We start from the raw sequence: 18,680 nt of genomic DNA on the forward strand, positions 1-18,680 counted from the left end.
CACCGCAACCTGCAACTACACGACGAACTCCAAAACGCTAACAAAAACACATTTCCCACTTTTGCGTGAGGGAAATGTGTTTTTGCGTTATTTAATAATAATCTCTGTTTTACTGTAGCCTTCTTTGAGTTTTTGCACTTGCAAGATGGCAGGCATTGCTGCTTTTAGTTCGGCTACATGGGAAATGACGCCAATTAAGCGGCCTGTTTGCTGAAGATCGATCAATATATCGATTGCTCTTCTTAACGCTTCCTCATCCAAAGTACCGAAGCCTTCATCGATAAACATCGTATCGATATGCACGCTTCCTTGAACACTTTGAATAACATCGGCCATTCCTAATGCCAATGAAAGAGAGGCATTGAATTTTTCACCGCCGGACAGTGTTTTTACATCCCGCGTTTGCCCTGTATGGCTGTCATATACATCAATGCTGAGTCCGCTTTGGGCATTTCCTTCTTTTCTACCTGTAGATTTAAGGAAGTATTGGCCATTTGATAAGACACGCAAACGTTCATTTGCCGCATGTGTCACTTTTTCCAAATAACCAATTTGAACAAAACGCTCAAATGAAATTTTCGCATCATTTTGACCTCGAATTAAATTGTAAACATGTTCGACTTGCATTAGTTTCTCTTTATAGCTTTCGATCTGTTGCGCGGATTGGTCGAGTTTATCGCGCGTCTCCTTACATTGTTCAACATAGGACTGGATCAATGTCATTTTTGAGTAATGTTCCTCGATCTGCTCATTCAACTCATGAATCTGTTGCTCACTTGCCGTTAAATCGGCTTGTTCTTTTCCTTCGAGCAAAGGTTCTTCCTCAGCAATTTGAACAGATAATGTGTGGACATTTTGCTTATATGCTTCAACCGCATCCTGAATTTGCTGCTGTATATTTAATGGCAGTAATGCAGTTTTATACTTTTCCAAATCGAATCCTTCCTGCTGTAATGCGGATTCAAATTCTTTTTGTGCTAAAAGAGATTCCTGCTGCTTTTCTGTTACAAGATTTTTGGCATGGTGATAGTTCACTTCACAAGATTTCTCATCCAATTGGATTTTTTGCATCGCTTCAAGGGCATTTTGAATCGCAGCTTTTAACTGGTGATGTTTTTGCTGGTGGTTTGCCAATTCTTGCGTTACTTCATCCAATGTAGAAAACTGTGGTAATAATGACTGTTCACTTTGCTCAAGCTTCCCTTTTTCCTGCGCATATTGCTTATCAATATCGATTACGTATTGCTGACCTTTTTCAATACGGCCTTGCAGTACTTCTTTACTTTCCAAAAGCTGGGCCATCATTTTCTTTTCAGTGACAAGCTGTGCCTGCTGCTGTTTCTGCTTTGATAATTTCGCTGTCAGTTCTGCTAAATGCTGTTCATACTCATGTAGTTTTGAAAGCTGGGCATCAAGTAACTGAAGCGCACTTATTTTCTGATCCAATGTTGCCTTTTCAACATCCAGCTTTGAAGTAACTTGGTAAAAACTTTGCATCGTTCGATCTGCCTCTTGACGCAGTTGTGCCAGTGCATCCTCATCAATAACAACCGCTTCACTGTTATGAATGGCTGGATGTTCAGTACTTCCACACACAGGACAGGCTTCCCCGTGGTGTAATGATGCTGCTAGAAAGGCTGCATGATTGCTGCGTATTTGCTGCTCCATATTTTTCAGCTTTTGCTGTGCTTCATCAGCAATTTGTTTCTTACCGGCAAGCTGATTTACTAGAGAATCGACATTCATTTGTATTGCAGCTACTTCTTTAGCCATTTCAATTTTTCGTGTTAATGCAGCATGGGTTTCATATGTTTCATGGTATGTCACTGTCGCATCTTCCAGCTCATTTATAATGGCTTGCTGCTGTTGTTGTTTTTCTTTTAAAGACAATGCTTCGTTTTGCAGCTTATCAAATAATTGCTTGGCGTTTTTTTGGTTTTCTGCAACCTTAGACACATTTTCACGCTGTGTATTAATTGACTGATAAATTGGAACAAGCTGTTCGAGCTGTGAAATCGATTTCGTATAGTTGTCCAGCAATGGTTCTTGCTGCTTTTGCTCCTGATAATGATTTGTCGCCTGCTGAAGTTGTGCCTGTGCACGTTCATAGTCCGTCTTTGCTTTTTGTAAGGAGACTTCCGCTTGTTCAAGCTGTCGTTTTACCTTCTCATATTCACGTTCTAACGGTTCGATCTGATTCGCCTTTTTGGCAAGGACAAGCTTCTGTTGTTCTGCTTGTATTTTATCCTTTTGCTGCAATAATTCTTCAAGGCGCTCTTTCCGTATTAAAAACTTTTCAATCCGTTCATTTAACAGTCTTTGTTCATTTAATGTTTTAACTAATTTTTGCAATTCCTTCTTTGAAGCATCATATTCTCCTTTTAATGCGGTACACTGATCTTCATAGTATTGCTGTTCTGTCTGCAAAGCACTCTTTACTTGATACAGATTAATGACATCATTGTTCAGCGAAGAAAACAGTTCCGATTCTCGTTGCGGGAGTCGGGACCGGATTTCATGAATTGTATTGTCCTGCTGCATCCTTGCTTGTTCATAATGCTTTTCGGCAATATTCTTTTTCTCTTTCAGCAGTTCCACCATTTTCGTGAAGCGTTCCGTTTTGAAAATCTTCCGGAAAATCTCTTCTTTATGCTTAGATTCCGATGTGAGAAGCTTTTGAAATTCCCCTTGTGGCAGCATGACGATTTGATTGAATTGGGACTGTGTCAGACCGATCAGTTCTTCAACTTTTGATTGAATGAGCTTTACTTGAAACTTTTCAACAGCGGGTACAATAACCCCATCCGTAATCTCAAAAAACTCGCGCTTTGCACTTGCACCATCATGACCAAATTTCCGCCAAATACGGTAAAGGCGACCACGCACTTCAAATTCTAGCTCGACTTCGGTATCTACCGATTCATCCGCAAAATCACTGCGTAAAAATAGTGATTTTTCACGATCCTCCCCACTGCCCGAATCATAAAGTGCAAACGTAATCGCATCAAAAATAGTCGTTTTTCCCGCTCCAGTTGCACCGGAAACAACAAAAATTCCATGTTCATGGAGTTTAGTAAAATCAATGATTTCTTTTTGATGATATGGTCCAAATGCTGTCATCGATAATTTGATTGGTTTCATCGTTACAGCACCTCCTGTTTTTCACGTTCATTTTCGATTAGCTGCTCTAAAACATCGGTATAAATCTCTTTAATTTCATCAGTTAGAGGCTTGCCTGTCATTTCCGTGTAAAATAGTTCAAACAGCTCCGAATCATCCATCTGAACCCGGTTCATTGTTGTCGCATGCTGTTCCAGCTGTTCATAAACAACCGTCCGTTCAATATGCAAAGCATTCGGATAAACCGTGCGGACAAGTTCGGCAGCACCTTTCACATAATGTTCATCCTGCAGTTTAACAAATACATAGTCCTCGTTTACGTTATGCTGCAATATATCCTCAAGCAGCCCTGTCACGACACGCATGTCCCGAACTGGTGTGAGTTTTCTTTTTTCGATCTGCACTGTTCCGTCTTCTTTTAAATCAACAATTAAAAATCCTTTATTATGTGTCACTTCCGATTCCGAATATTTAAGGGGTGATCCGGAATATTGAATTTTCTCGTTTGCAACAAAATGGGCCTGATGTAAATGTCCTAACGCTGTATAACAAAATGGTTCGAATAATGCTGAGCTAATACATTCCGTACCGCCAATTGTCAATTTACGTTCAGAATCACTCGTATTCGGCTCAGGCGTCCCGTCTTTTGTAATGAAGGCATGACCGATGATAATATTGCGTTTTGTATCATCCATTGACTGCTGAATCTGTTCAATGATTTTCGCCATCGCAGCTTCATGCGATGTAATGGATTGATCATCAAATAAAGCCCGAACAATTGACGGCTCTGCAAAAGGAACTAAATAAAAGTGAACTTCCCCATATTCATCATGCATGATGACCGGATCGATATTCTGTTCTAAATGTCCGACGATATGTAAACCGCTCGCCTTCATAAATTCACTGCCAAAATTTAAACGTGTAGCGCTATCATGATTTCCAGCGATTGCTAAAATCGGTGTTTTTTCATCGACTAATATTTCTTTCAATGTTTTATTTAAAAGTTGGATCGCATCTGTCGGTGGTACAGATCGATCATATAAATCCCCGGCAATAATGATGACATCCGGCTTTTCTTTTCTAATTTCTTCGATAAACTGTTCAAGCACAAATTGCTGGTCTTTCGTCATTGATACACCTTGTACTATTTTTCCTAAATGCCAATCTGCTGTGTGGAAAATTTTCATGAATACCGCCTCCTATCTTATAACTATAAGTGTACATGAGGGAAAATAAAAAAACCACATCGTACGAATATTTGTTCGTACGATGCGGTCTATTATTACTGCTTTACAGCCATTTTACCAGCTGAAATTTCTTCCATGTAGTGGCATGCCGCTTCATGCATATCCTTCATAATAGAAGAAGTACGCAAAGCAGGTTCTTCCGTTCTACACTTATCTGTCGCAAATGGACAGCGTGTATGGAATCGGCAGCCCTGTGGTGGATCGATAGGTGACGGTACATCACCTTTTAAAACAATACGATTTTTCACAGCATCCGGATCAGGTACTGGAATTGCTGATAATAATGCTTTCGTATAAGGATGCTGCGGGTTTTCGAACAGGCTTGTTTTATCTGCAATCTCTACAATTTTCCCTAGATACATTACGATAATACGATCTGAAATATGGCGTACTACCCCCAGGTCATGTGAGATGAATAAATAAGTTAATCCATATTCATTTTGCAGCTCTTCCAGCAAGTTCAGTACTTGTGCCTGAATCGATACGTCCAGTGCCGATACAGCTTCGTCACAAATAATCAGTTTTGGATCAACCGATAACGCACGGGCAATACCGATACGCTGACGTTGACCACCAGAAAATTCATGCGGGTAACGGTCTGCCTGATAAGGACGTAATCCAACCGTTTCAAGCAATTGTTCAATACGGGCACGTCGCTGATTTGGCGGCAGTACTTTTTGAATATGCATCGCTTCGTTCAGTACACTTGCAACGGTCTGGCGCGGGTTGATCGACGCATACGGATCCTGGAAAATGATTTGCATGTCTTTGCGGTATTTACGCATTTCACCTTTAGAAATTTTCGTAACATCCGTTCCCTGAAACACAACTGAACCGTCTGTCGGCTCTTCCAATCGTAAAATTGCACGGCCTGTTGTAGACTTACCACAGCCCGACTCTCCTACAATGCTGACTGTCTCTCCTTCATAAATCGTAAAGGAAATATCATCTACCGCTTTTACGTGGTTGACTGTACGGCCTAAAAATCCTCCCTTAATAGGGAAATACTGTTTTAGTCCCTCAACCTTTAACAGTTCTTTTTTCGCCATATAGCGTCACCTCCGATTCTCCATCCCATTCATCCGAATACATCCAACAGCGGATTTGCTCCGAACTATTGTCATCTGTATTCAGTAAGTCCGGTTGCTTTTTATGGCAAAGCTCGATTGCAACAGGACAACGAGGAGCAAAGCGGCATCCTACCGGCATCTCATGCGGGCTTGGCACCATTCCTTTAATCGGAATCAGTTTTTCCTGCTCCACATCATGACGTGGCAATGAATTAAGTAATCCTAATGTATATGGGTGCTTTGGATTTTTGAATAATGATCGCACGTCTGAGTATTCCACTACTTGTCCTGCGTACATAACTGCCACATAATCACATGTTTCAGCTACTACGCCTAAATCATGGGTAATCATAATTACAGACATGCCTAAACGATTTTGCAGATCTTTTATCAATTCCAGGATTTGTGCTTGTATCGTTACGTCAAGTGCAGTTGTAGGCTCATCCGCAATTAAAATTTCCGGGTCACATGCAAGTGCCATTGCAATCATTACACGTTGACGCATTCCTCCTGAAAGTTCATGCGGATATTGCTTAACACGCTTTTCGGGAGACGGAATACCTACAAGCTTCAGCATCTCTACGGATTGCTGCATCGCTGCTTTTTTGTCCAGTTTTTTATGGATCCGGATTGTTTCACTAATCTGTTGACCTACTGTATAAACCGGGTTTAAAGACGTCATCGGTTCTTGGAAAATCATAGAAATCTGGTTTCCACGAATATCACGCATCGCTTTTTCCGAAAGCTTCAGCAAGTCCTTCCCTTTAAAAAGAACTTCGCCACCTTTCGTTTTACCGTTCGATGCAAGTAATCGCATGATCGATAGTGATGTGATACTTTTTCCGGAACCCGATTCCCCTACTATCCCGATTGTTTTACCTTTCGGAACAGTAAAGCTTACACCGTCAACAGCACGTACTTCCCCAGCATCTGTTCCGAACGCTGTCTGTAAATTATTTACGACTAAAATGTTTTCCGTTTCATTCATTTGCCACACCTCTTTTCATGTTTAGTTCAAATCAATTCGTTTATTTAAGAACTTGTAAGAAATATCAACAAGCAGGTTTACAAGTACGAATAATAGTGAAATTACAAGTACAGTTCCTTGAACAATCGGGAAATCCCGTTGCCTGATGGCATCAATTGTCAAACGTCCCATACCATTAATAGCGAAAATCGTTTCTGTTAATACAGCACCGCCCAAGAAGCCACCAAACTCCAGACCAATAACCGTTACAACTGGGATTAGCGCATTTTTCAATGCATGGCGATAAATAACGATACGCTCTGATACACCTTTTGCACGAGCAGTACGGATATAGTCCTGACCGATTACTTCAAGCATTGATGAACGTGTCATACGAGCAATGATTGCCGCTCCCCCTGTCCCTAATGTTATGACAGGTAAAATAATTTGGCGCCATGAATCTCCCCATCCCGAAGGACGCATTTTTAGAAATTCCGGTAAGTCCAAACCAAATGGCAGATTTCCTAATGCAAACCATTGAATCAGCAGTAAACCTAACCAGAAGTTCGGCATTGATAGACCGAAAAGCGCAACAATCATAATCGATACGTCAGTAAGCGTATAATGACGCACTGCCGAAATGATTCCGGCAATTAAACCGAGAAATACTGCTACAATTGTGGCATATACAGACACTTCAACTGTAATCCAAAAACGTGCCTGTATCTCATCCATTACCGGGCGCCCACTACGAATGGAATTTCCTAAATCACCTTGCAGGGCATTTCCTAAAAATCGGCCGTATTGCACATATGGCGGATCATTCAGACCCAGTTTCTCACGTAAATTCTCTACCGTTTGTTCAGATGCACCTTCCCCTGCCATTACTTGAGCAGGATCTCCAGGAATTAGGAACATCAATGAAAATACTAAAATTGAAACCCCAAGCAATACGGGAATCGTTTGTAATAAACGACGAATAATATATTTAGTCATTTACTGTTCCACCTCCTATTGTTTCATCTTCGGATCAAGCGCATCACGTAACCCGTCACCAAAAATGTTAAATGCCAATACTACGATAACAATCATCATTCCAGGAATTAATACCATGTGTCCCGCATTATGCATAAACGCACGACCATCACTTAACATTGCTCCCCATTCCGCTGCTGGCGGCTGTGCACCTAAACCTAGGAATGCTAAACCGGACGCTGTCAGAATCGCCGTTGCAATACGCATTGTTGCTTGTACGATAATCGGTGACATAATATTTGGTAAAATATGCTTAAAGATTATGCGAATATCTGATGCACCGAGTGCTTTAACCGCATCTATGTATTCGAGTTTTTTTACTTGTAAGGTCGATCCTCGGACAATACGGGCAAATGCTGGTATCGAGAATATCCCAACCGCGATAATTACGTTGATTAAACTACCACCTAATACTGATACAATCGCAAGTGCTAGTAAAATACCAGGGAATGCTAGCAAAATATCCATAAGACGCATTGTAATTGTATCTACAGCACCTCCATAATATCCCGCAACAATTCCTATTACGACTCCAATAACCCCACCTATAAATACTGATAAAAATCCTACCGTTAGCGTTAGTTTTGTACCGTTAACAATACGGGAGAAAATATCCCGACCGAAGTTATCAGTACCAAACCAATGTTCTTTTGAAGGTGGCTGTAGTTTGTTTAAAATATTTTGAGCATTTGGATCTGTCTTAACTAAAAACGGTCCGAATATCCCTACAAAAATGATAAAAAGAATAATTAATCCACCGACTATTGCCGCTTTATTTTTTAATAAACGCTTCATAAACGTTTTAAAAGCTTCTGCTTGTGGGCTGCTTTTTCTCACAGTTGAAGGATTTTGCTCTGTTTGTGTTGTACTCATTTTAATTCACCCTTTCAATTTTTATTTTCCTTCTTACAACAATATTAAATTTGTATAAGCATTAGTATATAGAGTGAAATCTGAACATTTCAACATAATATTTTCTTACTAAAATTCAGAATATTTTAATATTATTGTATTTTTTAGTTCTAAAGTTATACTCACATAATATACTTTTATCTGGAAATATAACCAAAAACTTGGTTCTGTTATATTTTTATCATTTTTCTGAATTTAACAATATTATAATAAGATACTATAAAATACGTAATTTTTCTACTTAAAAAAGTTTTTTTCTTTTTAGTATTTGATGCTTTGTGTTCATGTGCTATTCTATTAACAGAAATTACATTTTTGTAATATTCTAAAATCAACTATATGGGGGGACTTCAAACATGTCATTTTCGAAAAAGTCGCTATGGATGCTACTTCTAACGTTCACTCTTGCACTTGTGCTAGCTGCATGTGCTGGTGGAGATGATTCAGAAGACACATCAAAAGATAGCGGAGACACTGGAACTGAAACAAATACTGACTCTGGAACTACAGAGGAAGCTGCGGCTGGCGGCGACTTAATTATCGCTGAGTTATCTGATGCAAGCTCATTAGATCCACATGGTTCAAATGACGTACCATCATCTAACATCCAATCAAACCTTTATGAAACTTTAGTAAACCGTGATGCAGACGGGGAATTAGTACCTGGTCTTGCAGAATCTTGGACTCAAGTTGACGATTTAACTTGGGAATTCAAACTTAAAACAGGTGTTACTTTCCATGACGGTGAAGAATTTAACGCTGAAGCAGTTAAAGCTTCATTCGACCGTTTATTAGATCCAAAAGTTGCATCTCCACGTGCTTTCTTATTCGAGATGGTAACAGATGTTAAAGTAGTAGATGAATCTACTGTTCAATTCGTAACTGAATACCCATTCTCACCATTACTTGCTCACTTAACGCATAATGGTGGTAGTATTATTTCACCTAAATCAATCGAAGAAGATTACGCTGCAATGGAAGCTGACTCATCAGTTAACGCTGGTTCTGTAATCGGAACAAACCCGGTTGGTACTGGTCCATTCAAATTTGAGAGCTGGACTCCAGGTACTGAAATTAAATTAGTTAAGTTCGAAGAATACGCTGGCACTCCAGCACACATTGATTCAGTAACATTTAAAGTAGTACCAGAAAGTGCTACTCGTGTTGCGGAATTACAATCTGGTTATGCACACATTATCGGTGCAGTTGAGCCTGGTCAAGTAGCAAATGTTAATAGCTTTGATGGCGCTTCTGTATTAGAAACAGCTTCTTCATCTTTAACATACCTTGGTTTCAATACTGAAAAAGAACCATTCAACGATCCAAAAGTACGTCAAGCAATCTCTAAAGCAATCAACCGCCCGAATTTAATCGAAGGTATTTATGAAGGCTTCGGTATTCCAGCGATTTCACCATTAGCTCCTGGTATTTTCGGATACACAGAAGATGTGACTTCTATGGCTTACAACATGGACGAAGCTAAAGCATTACTTGCAGAAGCAGGCTATGCGGACGGCTTCAAAACAACAATTTGGACGAATGATAACCCAGCTCGTCAACAAGTTGCGATTGTTTTACAAGAAGAATTAAAGAAATTAAACATTCAAGCTGAAATCGAAGTAATGGAATTCGGTTCTTACTTGGAAAAAACAGCTGCTGGTGAGCACGATATGTTCATCTTAGGCTGGTCTAACCCGACTGGTGATGCGGACTACGGTCTATATGCATTATTCCACTCTTCACAACATGGTGACCCAGGTAACCGTTCATTCTTCACAAGCGAAAAAGTGGATGAGTTATTAGAAAAAGGTCGTCGTGAAGCAGATCCAACTGCACGTGAAGCAATCTACAAAGAAGCATTACAACTTATCTCAGACGAGTCGCCAATGGCATTCGTATTACACCCATATACTTTAACTGGTGTATCTGACAAAGTTTCTGGCTTCAACGTTGGTACTGACAGCATCTATCAATTACGTGACGTTAAAATTAGCGAGTAATTGAATACAAAAAAGCATTCCTTCAAGAAATTCTTGATGGAATGCTTTTTTTATACTAATATCGGCCTCGGCTGATCCAGCGTATGCAGTACGATATGTGGTTGTGGTACTTCTTCTACAGCTGACTCCCTTTGCAGCTGCAGTATTTCTTCTAATGTTTTCGGGTTTGGGGCTGGCATTGCATCGATTGGTAAAATGAGTCCCTCATTCCCGGCATAGCTTTTCAACATTTCATTAGCCATAATCCGATACCCTAGCTGGTTTGGATGCACATCCGCCACATTCGGCAAATATGTTGCACGTTGCTGTTCAAATGGTTCATATACATCCACAAATATATAGCCTGCTCTTTCCGTTTCCTGCTTCAATATCGTATTTAAAAGCTGTACCGCCTCTACCGCTCCCTCTGCCTGTTCATTATGAACACTTACATAAGGAAAATAATAACCAAGTACATAAACTGTCGCTTTCGGTGCCTTTTCATTAATTAGCGAAAGCAGCTCCCCCATTTGGGTACGCACTTCATTTAATGAGAAATTTGCATTAAGCTGATTAAAAGCAATTGTTCCCTGTTGCGGGTTATGGGTAATAAGCGGCAAAAGATTATTCGCTCCGGCAGATAGTGTGATTAATGTTGCTTCACTTAATAATGGTGCAGCCTCTTCAGACTGAACAGTTTCAATGACATTTCCAACACGATAACCCGGGAAAGTAAGTTCTTTTGAAAAATATCCGAGCTTGCCATTGCGCTCCAGCTGCAAAGCAATGTAATCGGTATAACCTGCATCAATTTGACTGTAAGGTGTTTGCCCCGCTGCCAAAGAGTCGCCAAGTGCAATATAAACTTCCCGTTCATTGGCCGATGTTGCTGTTGGAAACAGAACAATACAAAAAATAAGACTGCATATTATTTTTCGCATTTATTCACCCCACTTCAATTGCTAGAATGCCCAATTGCCTTTTCTGAAAATTGGTTCTGTTGTACCGTCCGCCAAAATTCCGTCAATGTCCATTTCCGCACTGCCAATCATGAAATCTTCATGTGTGATCGATGTATTAATCCCCAATGCTTCCAGTTGGCCCTTTTCGAGTTCCTTGCCACCTTCATAGCAGGTCGGGTATGCTTCTCCGATTGCTAAATGGTTCGATGCATTTTCATCGAATAAAGTATTGTAATATAAAATATTTGATGAAGAAATAGGTGATTCATGCGGCACTAATGCTACTTCTCCTAAATATGAAGATCCTTCATCAGAAGCAACTAACTGCTGTAATAAGTCCTGGCCTACTTTTGCTTCAACATTTACGATCTTACCTTTTTCAAAAGTCAGCTTGAAATCATCAATAATATTCCCTTTATAAACAAGTGGTTTCGTATTGGATACATAGCCGTTCACACCATATTTTGCAGGCAGCGTAAAGACTTCTTCTGTCGGCATATTCGCGATGAATGTCGTACCATCAGGTGCCTCGCTGCTTCCGCTTTTCCATAAATGTTTGTCCGGAAGTTCAATCGTTAAGTCTGTCCCAGGTGCCGTGTAATGAAGCTTCGCATACTTTTTCTTATTCAGCATATCTGCACGTGCGTGTAAATTTTCAATATGAGTTTGCCAGTTCGTTACGGCATCCCCTTCACCAATACGTACAGTTTTGAAGATAGCATCCCACAATGCTGGAACTTGCTCCTGTTCCGGTAAATCCGGGAATACTTTTGCCGCCCATTTCGGCGAAGGAACAGCGATAATTGACCATGCAATATCATCATTCATAACAGCTTTACGGTAGTTCACTAATGCTGTCCCGGCTGCTTTTTGCTGTGCGCCGATTTTCGCAGAATCAATACCTGCCAGTAAATCCGGATTTTCCGCATCGATCCAAAGAAGCGCACCTTTACGTTCAATTAATTCTTCACGTTGTGCAACAACCCATTTCGGAAAATTAGCTGTTTCTTCCACCGTAACATTTTCATAATAAGAACGCTCAAAGCTGGCATCCGTTAAGTTTACATGAACACGGCTTGCACCGGCTTCATATGCTTTTTTAACGACTATGCGTGTAAATTCAAGCGTATCCGTAGATGTGTTGATTAATAAATACTGCCCTTTTTGAATATTTACTCCGATTCGAACAGCTAAATCTGCAAATTGCTCTAACTTCTCTTGGAATGTCATAAATTATTTCTCCTTTTTCTTACTGAAAGTCATACCTTTTTTATTGGACTTTGGTTGATACGGCTTTTTCACTGCTGCTTTGCTTGCTGCAACAGGTGCGGCTTTCGATGTTACTGTCTTTGCATTCCCCTCGATTAGCTGTCCTTGAGTCCATACTTTTTGAACACCTTTTAAGGAAAGATCGCGCAACCATTTTTTGAATGTCTTTTCGTCTTTGTACGATAATAATGTCAGTACTTCTCCGTCTGCACCGGCACGTCCTGTACGCCCAGAACGGTGTGTATACTGCTCGATTGTTCTTGGCACATCAACATGAATAACATGTGTTAAACCTGAAATATCTAAACCTCGTGCAGCAATATCCGTCGCAATTAAAATGCGTGCTTCCCCTTTTCGGAACGCATCCAGCGCTTTTTTACGCTCATCTTTTTTCATATCCGAATGAAGTGCTACAATCGGGGCATCACGGTATTCCAGCTTGTTCTGTTTCATAAGTACTTGGTCGATGTTATTAACAAATGCCAATCCGCGCAATCCTTCAATATTAGCTAAACGACGTAGCATATCGGTTTTATCGCGCTCTTCTACTTTCACAAAAGAGTGAACAACTTTACCGAACTTCACCATATCTTCCGGCTTTATTTCGATGCTGATCGGCTCGAACATTAAACGCTCTGCTACTAATTTGATTTCTTCAGTAATCGTAGCCGATACGACAACGACTTGACGGCCAAATGCAGCATTTTCGATAAACGATTTTACAACTACACGGTACTCGCGGCTAAGCAGCTGATCGCATTCATCCAACACGATTGTCTCGATTTCTTTAAGTTTTAATTTACCTTGGCGTGCCAATTCATTGAGACGACCTGGTGTCCCGACTACAATTGTTGGCTTTTTCTTTAATTTTTCGATTTGACGGGCAGAGTTTGCACCGCCGATTAGTTGTTGCACAGTGATATCTGTTCCTGCTGTCCAGTCACGGATTACTTCAACAATCTGCATCGCAAGTTCTTGAGAAGGTGCAACAATCAATGCTTGAGTTTGTTTTTTATTACCGTCTACTTTATTTAAAATCGGTAATGTGTAGGCTAGTGTTTTTCCTGAGCCTGTCGGAGATTCTGCTACGATATCTTTTCCCTCGACCATCGCCGGAATCATTTCCTCTTGTATTTTCATTGTCGTTTCAAAAGACCATTTATTTTGAAGTGTTTCGTTTAATAAGCTAATTGCTGACATATTGTTTTACCACCTTTTATTCGTTGGCTTTAGTGTACCATATTCCATTATTAATGCGGAAATTTGGCGGAATTTCAGTCAGTGTTTGACATGAGAAAAAGGAAGTTATGTGTCAATTGAAAAATGGCTTGTTGAAGCTGGGAGATTTTCTAATAAATTCTGAGATCATCTAATATATTTTAAATTGTTCTAATAAAATGGCGATGTTCTAATATATCCGGTAATTGTGCTAATATCGGTCCGCTTTGTTCTAATATCATCTTAACTTTTTCTAATAACGCCGCGACATTTTCTAATATCCCTCAGCAATGTTCTAATAAAATTCAAACCGGATACTTTTCCATACGATTTAGAGTAAAAAGCGCAGCCATAACCTTCAACATCAACCGAAGTTCTAATAACCTCACCGTTTTTTCTAATATTCCCTTTATTTCTTCTAATAACACTCCTCAATCTTCTAATAAAAACCTCACCCGGCCCACAGCAAAAAGGCATGCCGGAAACTACCTTCCAGCACGCCTAGTTTCTACACTCTTTCAATAATTAAAGCAATCCCTTGTCCGCCACCGATACAAAGACTGGCAACCGCATACTTCCCGTTGCGTCGTTGCAGTTCATATCCAGCAGATAAGATAATTCTAGTTCCACTTGCACCGACCGGGTGACCGAGTGCAAGTGCCCCCCCATTTACATTCGTTTTCTCACGATCCAGACCAAGTTCCTTTTCCACCGCGATATACTGAGCTGCAAATGCTTCATTAATTTCAACTAAGTCCATGTCCTCAAGTGTTAAGTTCGCACGCTCCAAAGCTTGGCGAATTGCGGGAGCCGGGCCGATTCCCATGATTGTCGGATCTACACCAGCGATTCCCCATGATACAATGCGGGCTAACGGCTTTAATCCTTGTTCATTTACAAAGTCTTCGCTTGCAACAACGACCGATGCTGCCCCGTCGTTAATTCCCGAAGCGTTTGCAGCAGTAACTGAACCGTCCTTTTTAAATGCCGGACGTAATTTTGCCAAACTTTCCAGTGTACCGCCTTCTTTAATATGTTCATCCTGATCTATTAAAATCTCGCCTTTTCTCGTAGCAACAGCAACCGGCACGATCTCTTTCGCAAAAGTCCCATTCTCGCGCGCTTTTGCGGCACGTTCGTTTGAAAGAAGTGCGAATGCATCTTGTTCCTCGCGGGAAATCGTATATTGTTCCGCAAGTTTTTCTGCCGTCAATCCCATTCCTGAACCTGTATACTGGTCAGTTAATGTCGCTTGAAGCATATCTGTAAACTCCAGGTTACCTAGTTTCGATCCACTGAAACGCTGCTCAAAATTCGAATATGGCGATTGGGACATATTTTCCGCTCCCCCAGCGAGTACAACATCTCCTTCACCTAGCTGAATCATTTGAGCCGCCGAGACGACCGATTGCATACCTGAACCACATAGACGGTTTAACGTCAATGCCGGCACTTCCTTTGGCACCCCTGCATAAAGGCCGATATGACGGGCTAAATATGCCGAGTTCGCGCCCGTTGTAATTACACCCCCGTAAATAACATGGTCGACTTGCTCAGGCTGTACGTTAGCCCGCTTTAACGCTTCCACTGCTGTTTTAGTACCAAGCTGTACTGCATCGGTTGTTGCAAACGATCCACCAAAAGCCGTAAATGCTGTACGTGCTCCGTCTACGATATATACGTTCTTCATTATTCCATCCCCTTAGTAAGTATCTATTTTATAATTTGTTTCGCGATAATCCCCTTCATGATTTCCGTCGTACCCGCGTAAATGGCTGCTACCGGAATATCACGATATCGTCTTGCGATTTCATATTCCTCCATATAACCATAACCACCGTGCAGCTGCAGACAATCCGATACGACACGCTTGGCCATTTCGCTGATCCACCATTTGGCCATCGATACTTCCTTCACGATATCTTGTCCTGCAATATGTTTGCCAATTAAACTATCGACATATGTACGGCCAAGGTCAATTTCAGTAGCCATTTCTGCCAACTTGAATTGAGTATTCTGGAAATCGGCGATGCGGCTGCCGAATGCTTTCCGTTCTTTTACATAGTCTACTGTCAGTTTTAAGCAGCATTCCGCCTCAATCTGTGTTTCGATTGCAACAATAAGTCGTTCCTGCTGCAGTTTTTCCATTAAATAATAGAAGCCTCGGTTCTCTTCTCCTAATAAGTTTTCTGCCGGTACACGTGCATCTTCAAAAATAAGCTCGCCTGTATCTGCACTGTGCATCCCGATTTTATCGAGTTTTTTTCCGCGCTTGAACCCAGGTGTCCCACTTTCCACAATAAGCAGACTAACCCCTTTATACGCGGGAATTGCCTGCGGGTCTGTTTTACAAACGACAACAACATAATCTGCATGAATGCCATTTGTAATAAACGTTTTTTCCCCGTTTAAAATGTAAAAGTCCCCATCTTTTTTCGCTGTCGTCTGAATGCCAGCGAGATCAGAGCCAGCACCCGGTTCCGTCATAGCGATAGCAGAGATATACTCACCTGTTACACTTTTCGGTAGCCATTTTTCCTTTTGTGCAGCTGTCCCGTAAGCTTCAATATAAGGTGTCACAATATCGGAATGAAGTGATATCCCGCTTGCTAACCCCGCACCGACACGTTCAAGTTCTTCCGTTAATATAGCAGAATAGCCAAAATCCAGTGCAAGTCCCCCATATTCTTCACTCACCATTGGACATAAAAAACCATTCTCCCCAAGCTTCAGCCAAAACTCACGTGGAATATCGCGTTCCTTTTCCCATTGTTCAAAATACGGATAGGCCTCTTTATCCAGCATTTTACGTAATGCTTTTCTGAACATTTCATGCTCTTCTGTATAAATGTTCATTTTCCCGCCCCCTTTGTTTTTTCTGAATATTATTACATTTCAATTTTAACAGGCACAAAATATGGAAACAATGGTTTTCTAAGAAATATTATTGCAATATACAGAAATTCTTGTAAAAAACAAAAAAGAGTTGCCAGAATACTTCATGACAACTCCCGGTATTAACTATTGTTTAAAAGTAAAATTGCTTTCCTTGTATGGCCATTTACTTGTTCTAACGCAAGTTTTACTCGCTCATAATTTTCGTTTGTTTTTAGCATGACAATTGCCGGCTTCACCGCGAATTTCGTTTTTTCAAGTACCGCTTCCGCTTCCTCATATTTGCAGTCCGTCGCATCGATGACAATTCTTTTTGCCCGCTCTATTAATTTTTTATTGCTTGCATGTACATCGACCATTAAATTTTCGTATGCTTTCCCTAATTGCACCATCGTTGATGTACTAATCATATTTAAAATCATTTTATGTGATGTAGCTGCTTTTAATCGCGTTGATCCTGTTAATATTTCCGGCCCTACGACAACTTCGATCGCTTCATCCGCATAACGGCTTACTTCAGAATTAATATTGCTCGTCAAACTTACCGTGTAGGCACCGACAGATTGGGCGTACTCTAAAGCACCCATTACAAAAGGCGTCGTCCCGCTTGCCGTTATACCGATAACAGAATCGAACCGCGTTATGTTTTTTTCCTTTAATTTGTTGAAGCCATCTTCCAAACGATCTTCCGCATTTTCAACTGCCTGGAAAAATGCTTCCTTTCCTCCTGCCATAATCGTCTGCACCAGCTCCGGGTCAGTCATAAAAGTAGGAGGACATTCAGATGCATCAAGCATTCCTAAACGACCACTAGTACCCGCTCCGATATAAAAAAGGCGGCCACCGTTATAAATGTTTTCAACCACTCTTTTAATTACTTTTTCAATGGTAGGTAAAACTTGTTCAACACTTTTTACAACGAGCATATCTTCTTTATTCATGATTTCAAGTATGTCCGAGACAGGCATTACATCCAAATCCATTGTCTTATCATTTCGTTTTTCAGTCGTTAATTGATCGTAATTCATGTTATCTCACCTTCCAATAGACGCCATGTTTGTTGAATCGTTTGTTTATCTTGATCACTTACTTCAATATTCTTTTCATGCAGCGCTAATAAGTATGCTCCAACTGTCCCCGAAATTGTTGGCTTCATTGCGACCAAATCAGGAAACCGTGATGAAAAACGGACGGTAAACTTTTCATAAAATGAATCATTCGAAAATAACCCGCCGTGTAATACAACCGGCTTCGTCCGATCGATTCGCGAATACGCACTCTCAATAAGTTCCATTAATGCTGCTTGAACTTTATCGACAATGGATTTTGCTAATTGATCTTCTTCAATAGCTTCCAGCACGATTCTGCTCACAGAAGAAATAGCTGTGACAGGATTTGGGCTGCCATAAATTACTGTAATGAGCTGGTCTGGTGACAGCACATTAAAATGGGTCAATATGTTTTCCTGAAAAGGTTTCAAAGGGACTTTGCCATCATGTGCATCCAATACGGAACGAATGGCAAGCTTACCTAAATGATAGCCGCTTCCTTCATCACCCAGTAAATAGCCCCAGCCACCAACACGAAATGTTTTTTGCTGCTCATAACCGAATATAATTGCTCCGGTTCCGGCAATAAGTAAAGTACCTTCCCTGCCCCACGATCCCGCTGCCAATGCGGCATGGATATCACTCTGGATTTTAAGTTTCTCAAGAACTGGTGAATGCTTAAATGCATCATATATTTTCTGTTGTTCAGCTTGTCGATCTGCGCCTGCCATTGCAGCAAACACCATTTCCACATCGGTTAATGCTGCCCCTGTCTTTATTAACAACTGGTCGATTAATTCATTTATAAGTGTGTACAGCTGCTCTGTTGAAATCGCTGTTAAATTTCCGGAACTTCCTTTGGCAACTGCAAGCAAATGGCCACTTTCATCACCGATTACGGCGGTTGTTTTCGTGCCGCCACCGTCTATACCAATCCATAGTTTCCCTGACATATAC

The 18,680-nt window shown here is 40.8% G+C and carries 14 protein-coding genes; 1 reads left to right on the forward strand and 13 read right to left on the reverse strand.

Translation table 11 applies throughout. From position 1 onward, the window contains the following. Window positions 1–87: 87 nt before the first annotated feature. From MKY51_RS15385 to nikC, 6 genes are all read right to left on the reverse strand, one after another. Window positions 88–3,141 carry an SMC family ATPase gene (locus tag MKY51_RS15385; protein WP_339173663.1) on the reverse strand — a complete coding sequence of 1,018 codons (3,054 nt, stop codon included), beginning with the start codon at window positions 3,139–3,141 and terminating at the stop codon, window positions 88–90. Between the two features lie 2 nt (window positions 3,142–3,143). Next, the gene (locus MKY51_RS15390; RefSeq protein WP_339173664.1) at window positions 3,144–4,307 is read right to left on the reverse strand and encodes an exonuclease SbcCD subunit D; all 1,164 of its coding nucleotides are present in this window, start codon (window positions 4,305–4,307) and stop codon (window positions 3,144–3,146) included. Window positions 4,308–4,402: 95 nt separating this feature from the next. Next, window positions 4,403–5,416 carry a dipeptide ABC transporter ATP-binding protein gene (locus tag MKY51_RS15395; protein ID WP_339173666.1) on the reverse strand — a complete coding sequence of 338 codons (1,014 nt, stop codon included), beginning with the start codon at window positions 5,414–5,416 and terminating at the stop codon, window positions 4,403–4,405. Then, complete coding sequence (locus tag MKY51_RS15400; protein ID WP_339173668.1) at window positions 5,388–6,425, reverse strand: ABC transporter ATP-binding protein; 1,038 nt, start codon at window positions 6,423–6,425, stop codon at window positions 5,388–5,390. Before MKY51_RS15400 ends, MKY51_RS15395 begins: the two co-directional genes overlap by 29 nt. 21 nt (window positions 6,426–6,446) lie before the next feature. After that, on the reverse strand, window positions 6,447–7,400 hold the full coding sequence (locus MKY51_RS15405) for an ABC transporter permease (protein WP_339173670.1): 954 nt from the start codon (window positions 7,398–7,400) through the stop codon (window positions 6,447–6,449). Window positions 7,401–7,415: 15 nt separating this feature from the next. Beyond that, window positions 7,416–8,312 (reverse strand): nickel transporter permease, encoded by an 897-nt coding sequence (gene nikC / locus MKY51_RS15410; protein WP_339173672.1) that lies wholly within the window; start codon window positions 8,310–8,312, stop codon window positions 7,416–7,418. A gap of 395 nt (window positions 8,313–8,707) precedes the next feature. On the opposite strand from nikC, the gene MKY51_RS15415 reads away from it, so the two are divergent. After that, window positions 8,708–10,351 (forward strand): glutathione ABC transporter substrate-binding protein, encoded by a 1,644-nt coding sequence (locus MKY51_RS15415; RefSeq protein ID WP_339173674.1) that lies wholly within the window; start codon window positions 8,708–8,710, stop codon window positions 10,349–10,351. Between the two features lie 50 nt (window positions 10,352–10,401). On the opposite strand, the gene MKY51_RS15420 is transcribed toward MKY51_RS15415, so the two are convergent. From MKY51_RS15420 to MKY51_RS15450, 7 genes are all read right to left on the reverse strand, one after another. Then, window positions 10,402–11,271 carry an SGNH/GDSL hydrolase family protein gene (locus MKY51_RS15420; protein WP_339173675.1) on the reverse strand — a complete coding sequence of 290 codons (870 nt, stop codon included), beginning with the start codon at window positions 11,269–11,271 and terminating at the stop codon, window positions 10,402–10,404. A gap of 21 nt (window positions 11,272–11,292) precedes the next feature. After that, entirely contained in the window at window positions 11,293–12,522 is a 1,230-nt protein-coding gene (locus tag MKY51_RS15425; protein WP_339173677.1) for an aminopeptidase, read from the reverse strand. Between the two features lie 3 nt (window positions 12,523–12,525). Beyond that, a complete protein-coding gene (locus tag MKY51_RS15430; protein ID WP_339173678.1) occupies window positions 12,526–13,761 on the reverse strand; it encodes a DEAD/DEAH box helicase in 1,236 nt (411 codons plus the stop codon). A 526-nt stretch (window positions 13,762–14,287) separates the two neighbouring features. Then, window positions 14,288–15,469, reverse strand: coding sequence for an acetyl-CoA C-acetyltransferase (locus MKY51_RS15435; protein WP_339173681.1), 1,182 nt, complete (start codon window positions 15,467–15,469; stop codon window positions 14,288–14,290). Window positions 15,470–15,492: 23 nt separating this feature from the next. Further along, window positions 15,493–16,635 carry an acyl-CoA dehydrogenase family protein gene (locus MKY51_RS15440; RefSeq protein ID WP_339173683.1) on the reverse strand — a complete coding sequence of 381 codons (1,143 nt, stop codon included), beginning with the start codon at window positions 16,633–16,635 and terminating at the stop codon, window positions 15,493–15,495. A gap of 161 nt (window positions 16,636–16,796) precedes the next feature. Then, window positions 16,797–17,702, reverse strand: a complete 906-nt coding sequence (murQ, locus tag MKY51_RS15445; RefSeq protein ID WP_339173684.1) for an N-acetylmuramic acid 6-phosphate etherase — start codon at window positions 17,700–17,702, stop codon at window positions 16,797–16,799. Continuing rightward, entirely contained in the window at window positions 17,699–18,676 is a 978-nt protein-coding gene (locus MKY51_RS15450) for a BadF/BadG/BcrA/BcrD ATPase family protein (RefSeq protein ID WP_339173686.1), read from the reverse strand. Before MKY51_RS15450 ends, murQ begins: the two co-directional genes overlap by 4 nt. Window positions 18,677–18,680 lie beyond the last annotated feature (4 nt).

Source organism: Solibacillus sp. FSL R5-0691 (assembly GCF_037974225.1).
Taxonomy (GTDB): Bacteria; Bacillota; Bacilli; order Bacillales_A; family Planococcaceae; genus Solibacillus.

Coding starts and splice junctions, on each gene's coding strand:
- MKY51_RS15385 (WP_339173663.1), bottom strand. CDS start 3,141: ATGAAACCAATCAAATTATCGATGACAGCATTTGGACCATATCATCAA.
- MKY51_RS15390 (WP_339173664.1), bottom strand. CDS start 4,307: ATGAAAATTTTCCACACAGCAGATTGGCATTTAGGAAAAATAGTACAA.
- MKY51_RS15395 (WP_339173666.1), bottom strand. CDS start 5,416: ATGGCGAAAAAAGAACTGTTAAAGGTTGAGGGACTAAAACAGTATTTC.
- MKY51_RS15400 (WP_339173668.1), bottom strand. CDS start 6,425: ATGAATGAAACGGAAAACATTTTAGTCGTAAATAATTTACAGACAGCG.
- MKY51_RS15405 (WP_339173670.1), bottom strand. CDS start 7,400: ATGACTAAATATATTATTCGTCGTTTATTACAAACGATTCCCGTATTG.
- nikC (WP_339173672.1), bottom strand. CDS start 8,312: ATGAGTACAACACAAACAGAGCAAAATCCTTCAACTGTGAGAAAAAGC.
- MKY51_RS15415 (WP_339173674.1), top strand. CDS start 8,708: ATGTCATTTTCGAAAAAGTCGCTATGGATGCTACTTCTAACGTTCACT.
- MKY51_RS15420 (WP_339173675.1), bottom strand. CDS start 11,271: ATGCGAAAAATAATATGCAGTCTTATTTTTTGTATTGTTCTGTTTCCA.
- MKY51_RS15425 (WP_339173677.1), bottom strand. CDS start 12,522: ATGACATTCCAAGAGAAGTTAGAGCAATTTGCAGATTTAGCTGTTCGA.
- MKY51_RS15430 (WP_339173678.1), bottom strand. CDS start 13,761: ATGTCAGCAATTAGCTTATTAAACGAAACACTTCAAAATAAATGGTCT.
- MKY51_RS15435 (WP_339173681.1), bottom strand. CDS start 15,469: ATGAAGAACGTATATATCGTAGACGGAGCACGTACAGCATTTACGGCT.
- MKY51_RS15440 (WP_339173683.1), bottom strand. CDS start 16,635: ATGAACATTTATACAGAAGAGCATGAAATGTTCAGAAAAGCATTACGT.
- murQ (WP_339173684.1), bottom strand. CDS start 17,702: ATGAATTACGATCAATTAACGACTGAAAAACGAAATGATAAGACAATG.
- MKY51_RS15450 (WP_339173686.1), bottom strand. CDS start 18,676: ATGTCAGGGAAACTATGGATTGGTATAGACGGTGGCGGCACGAAAACA.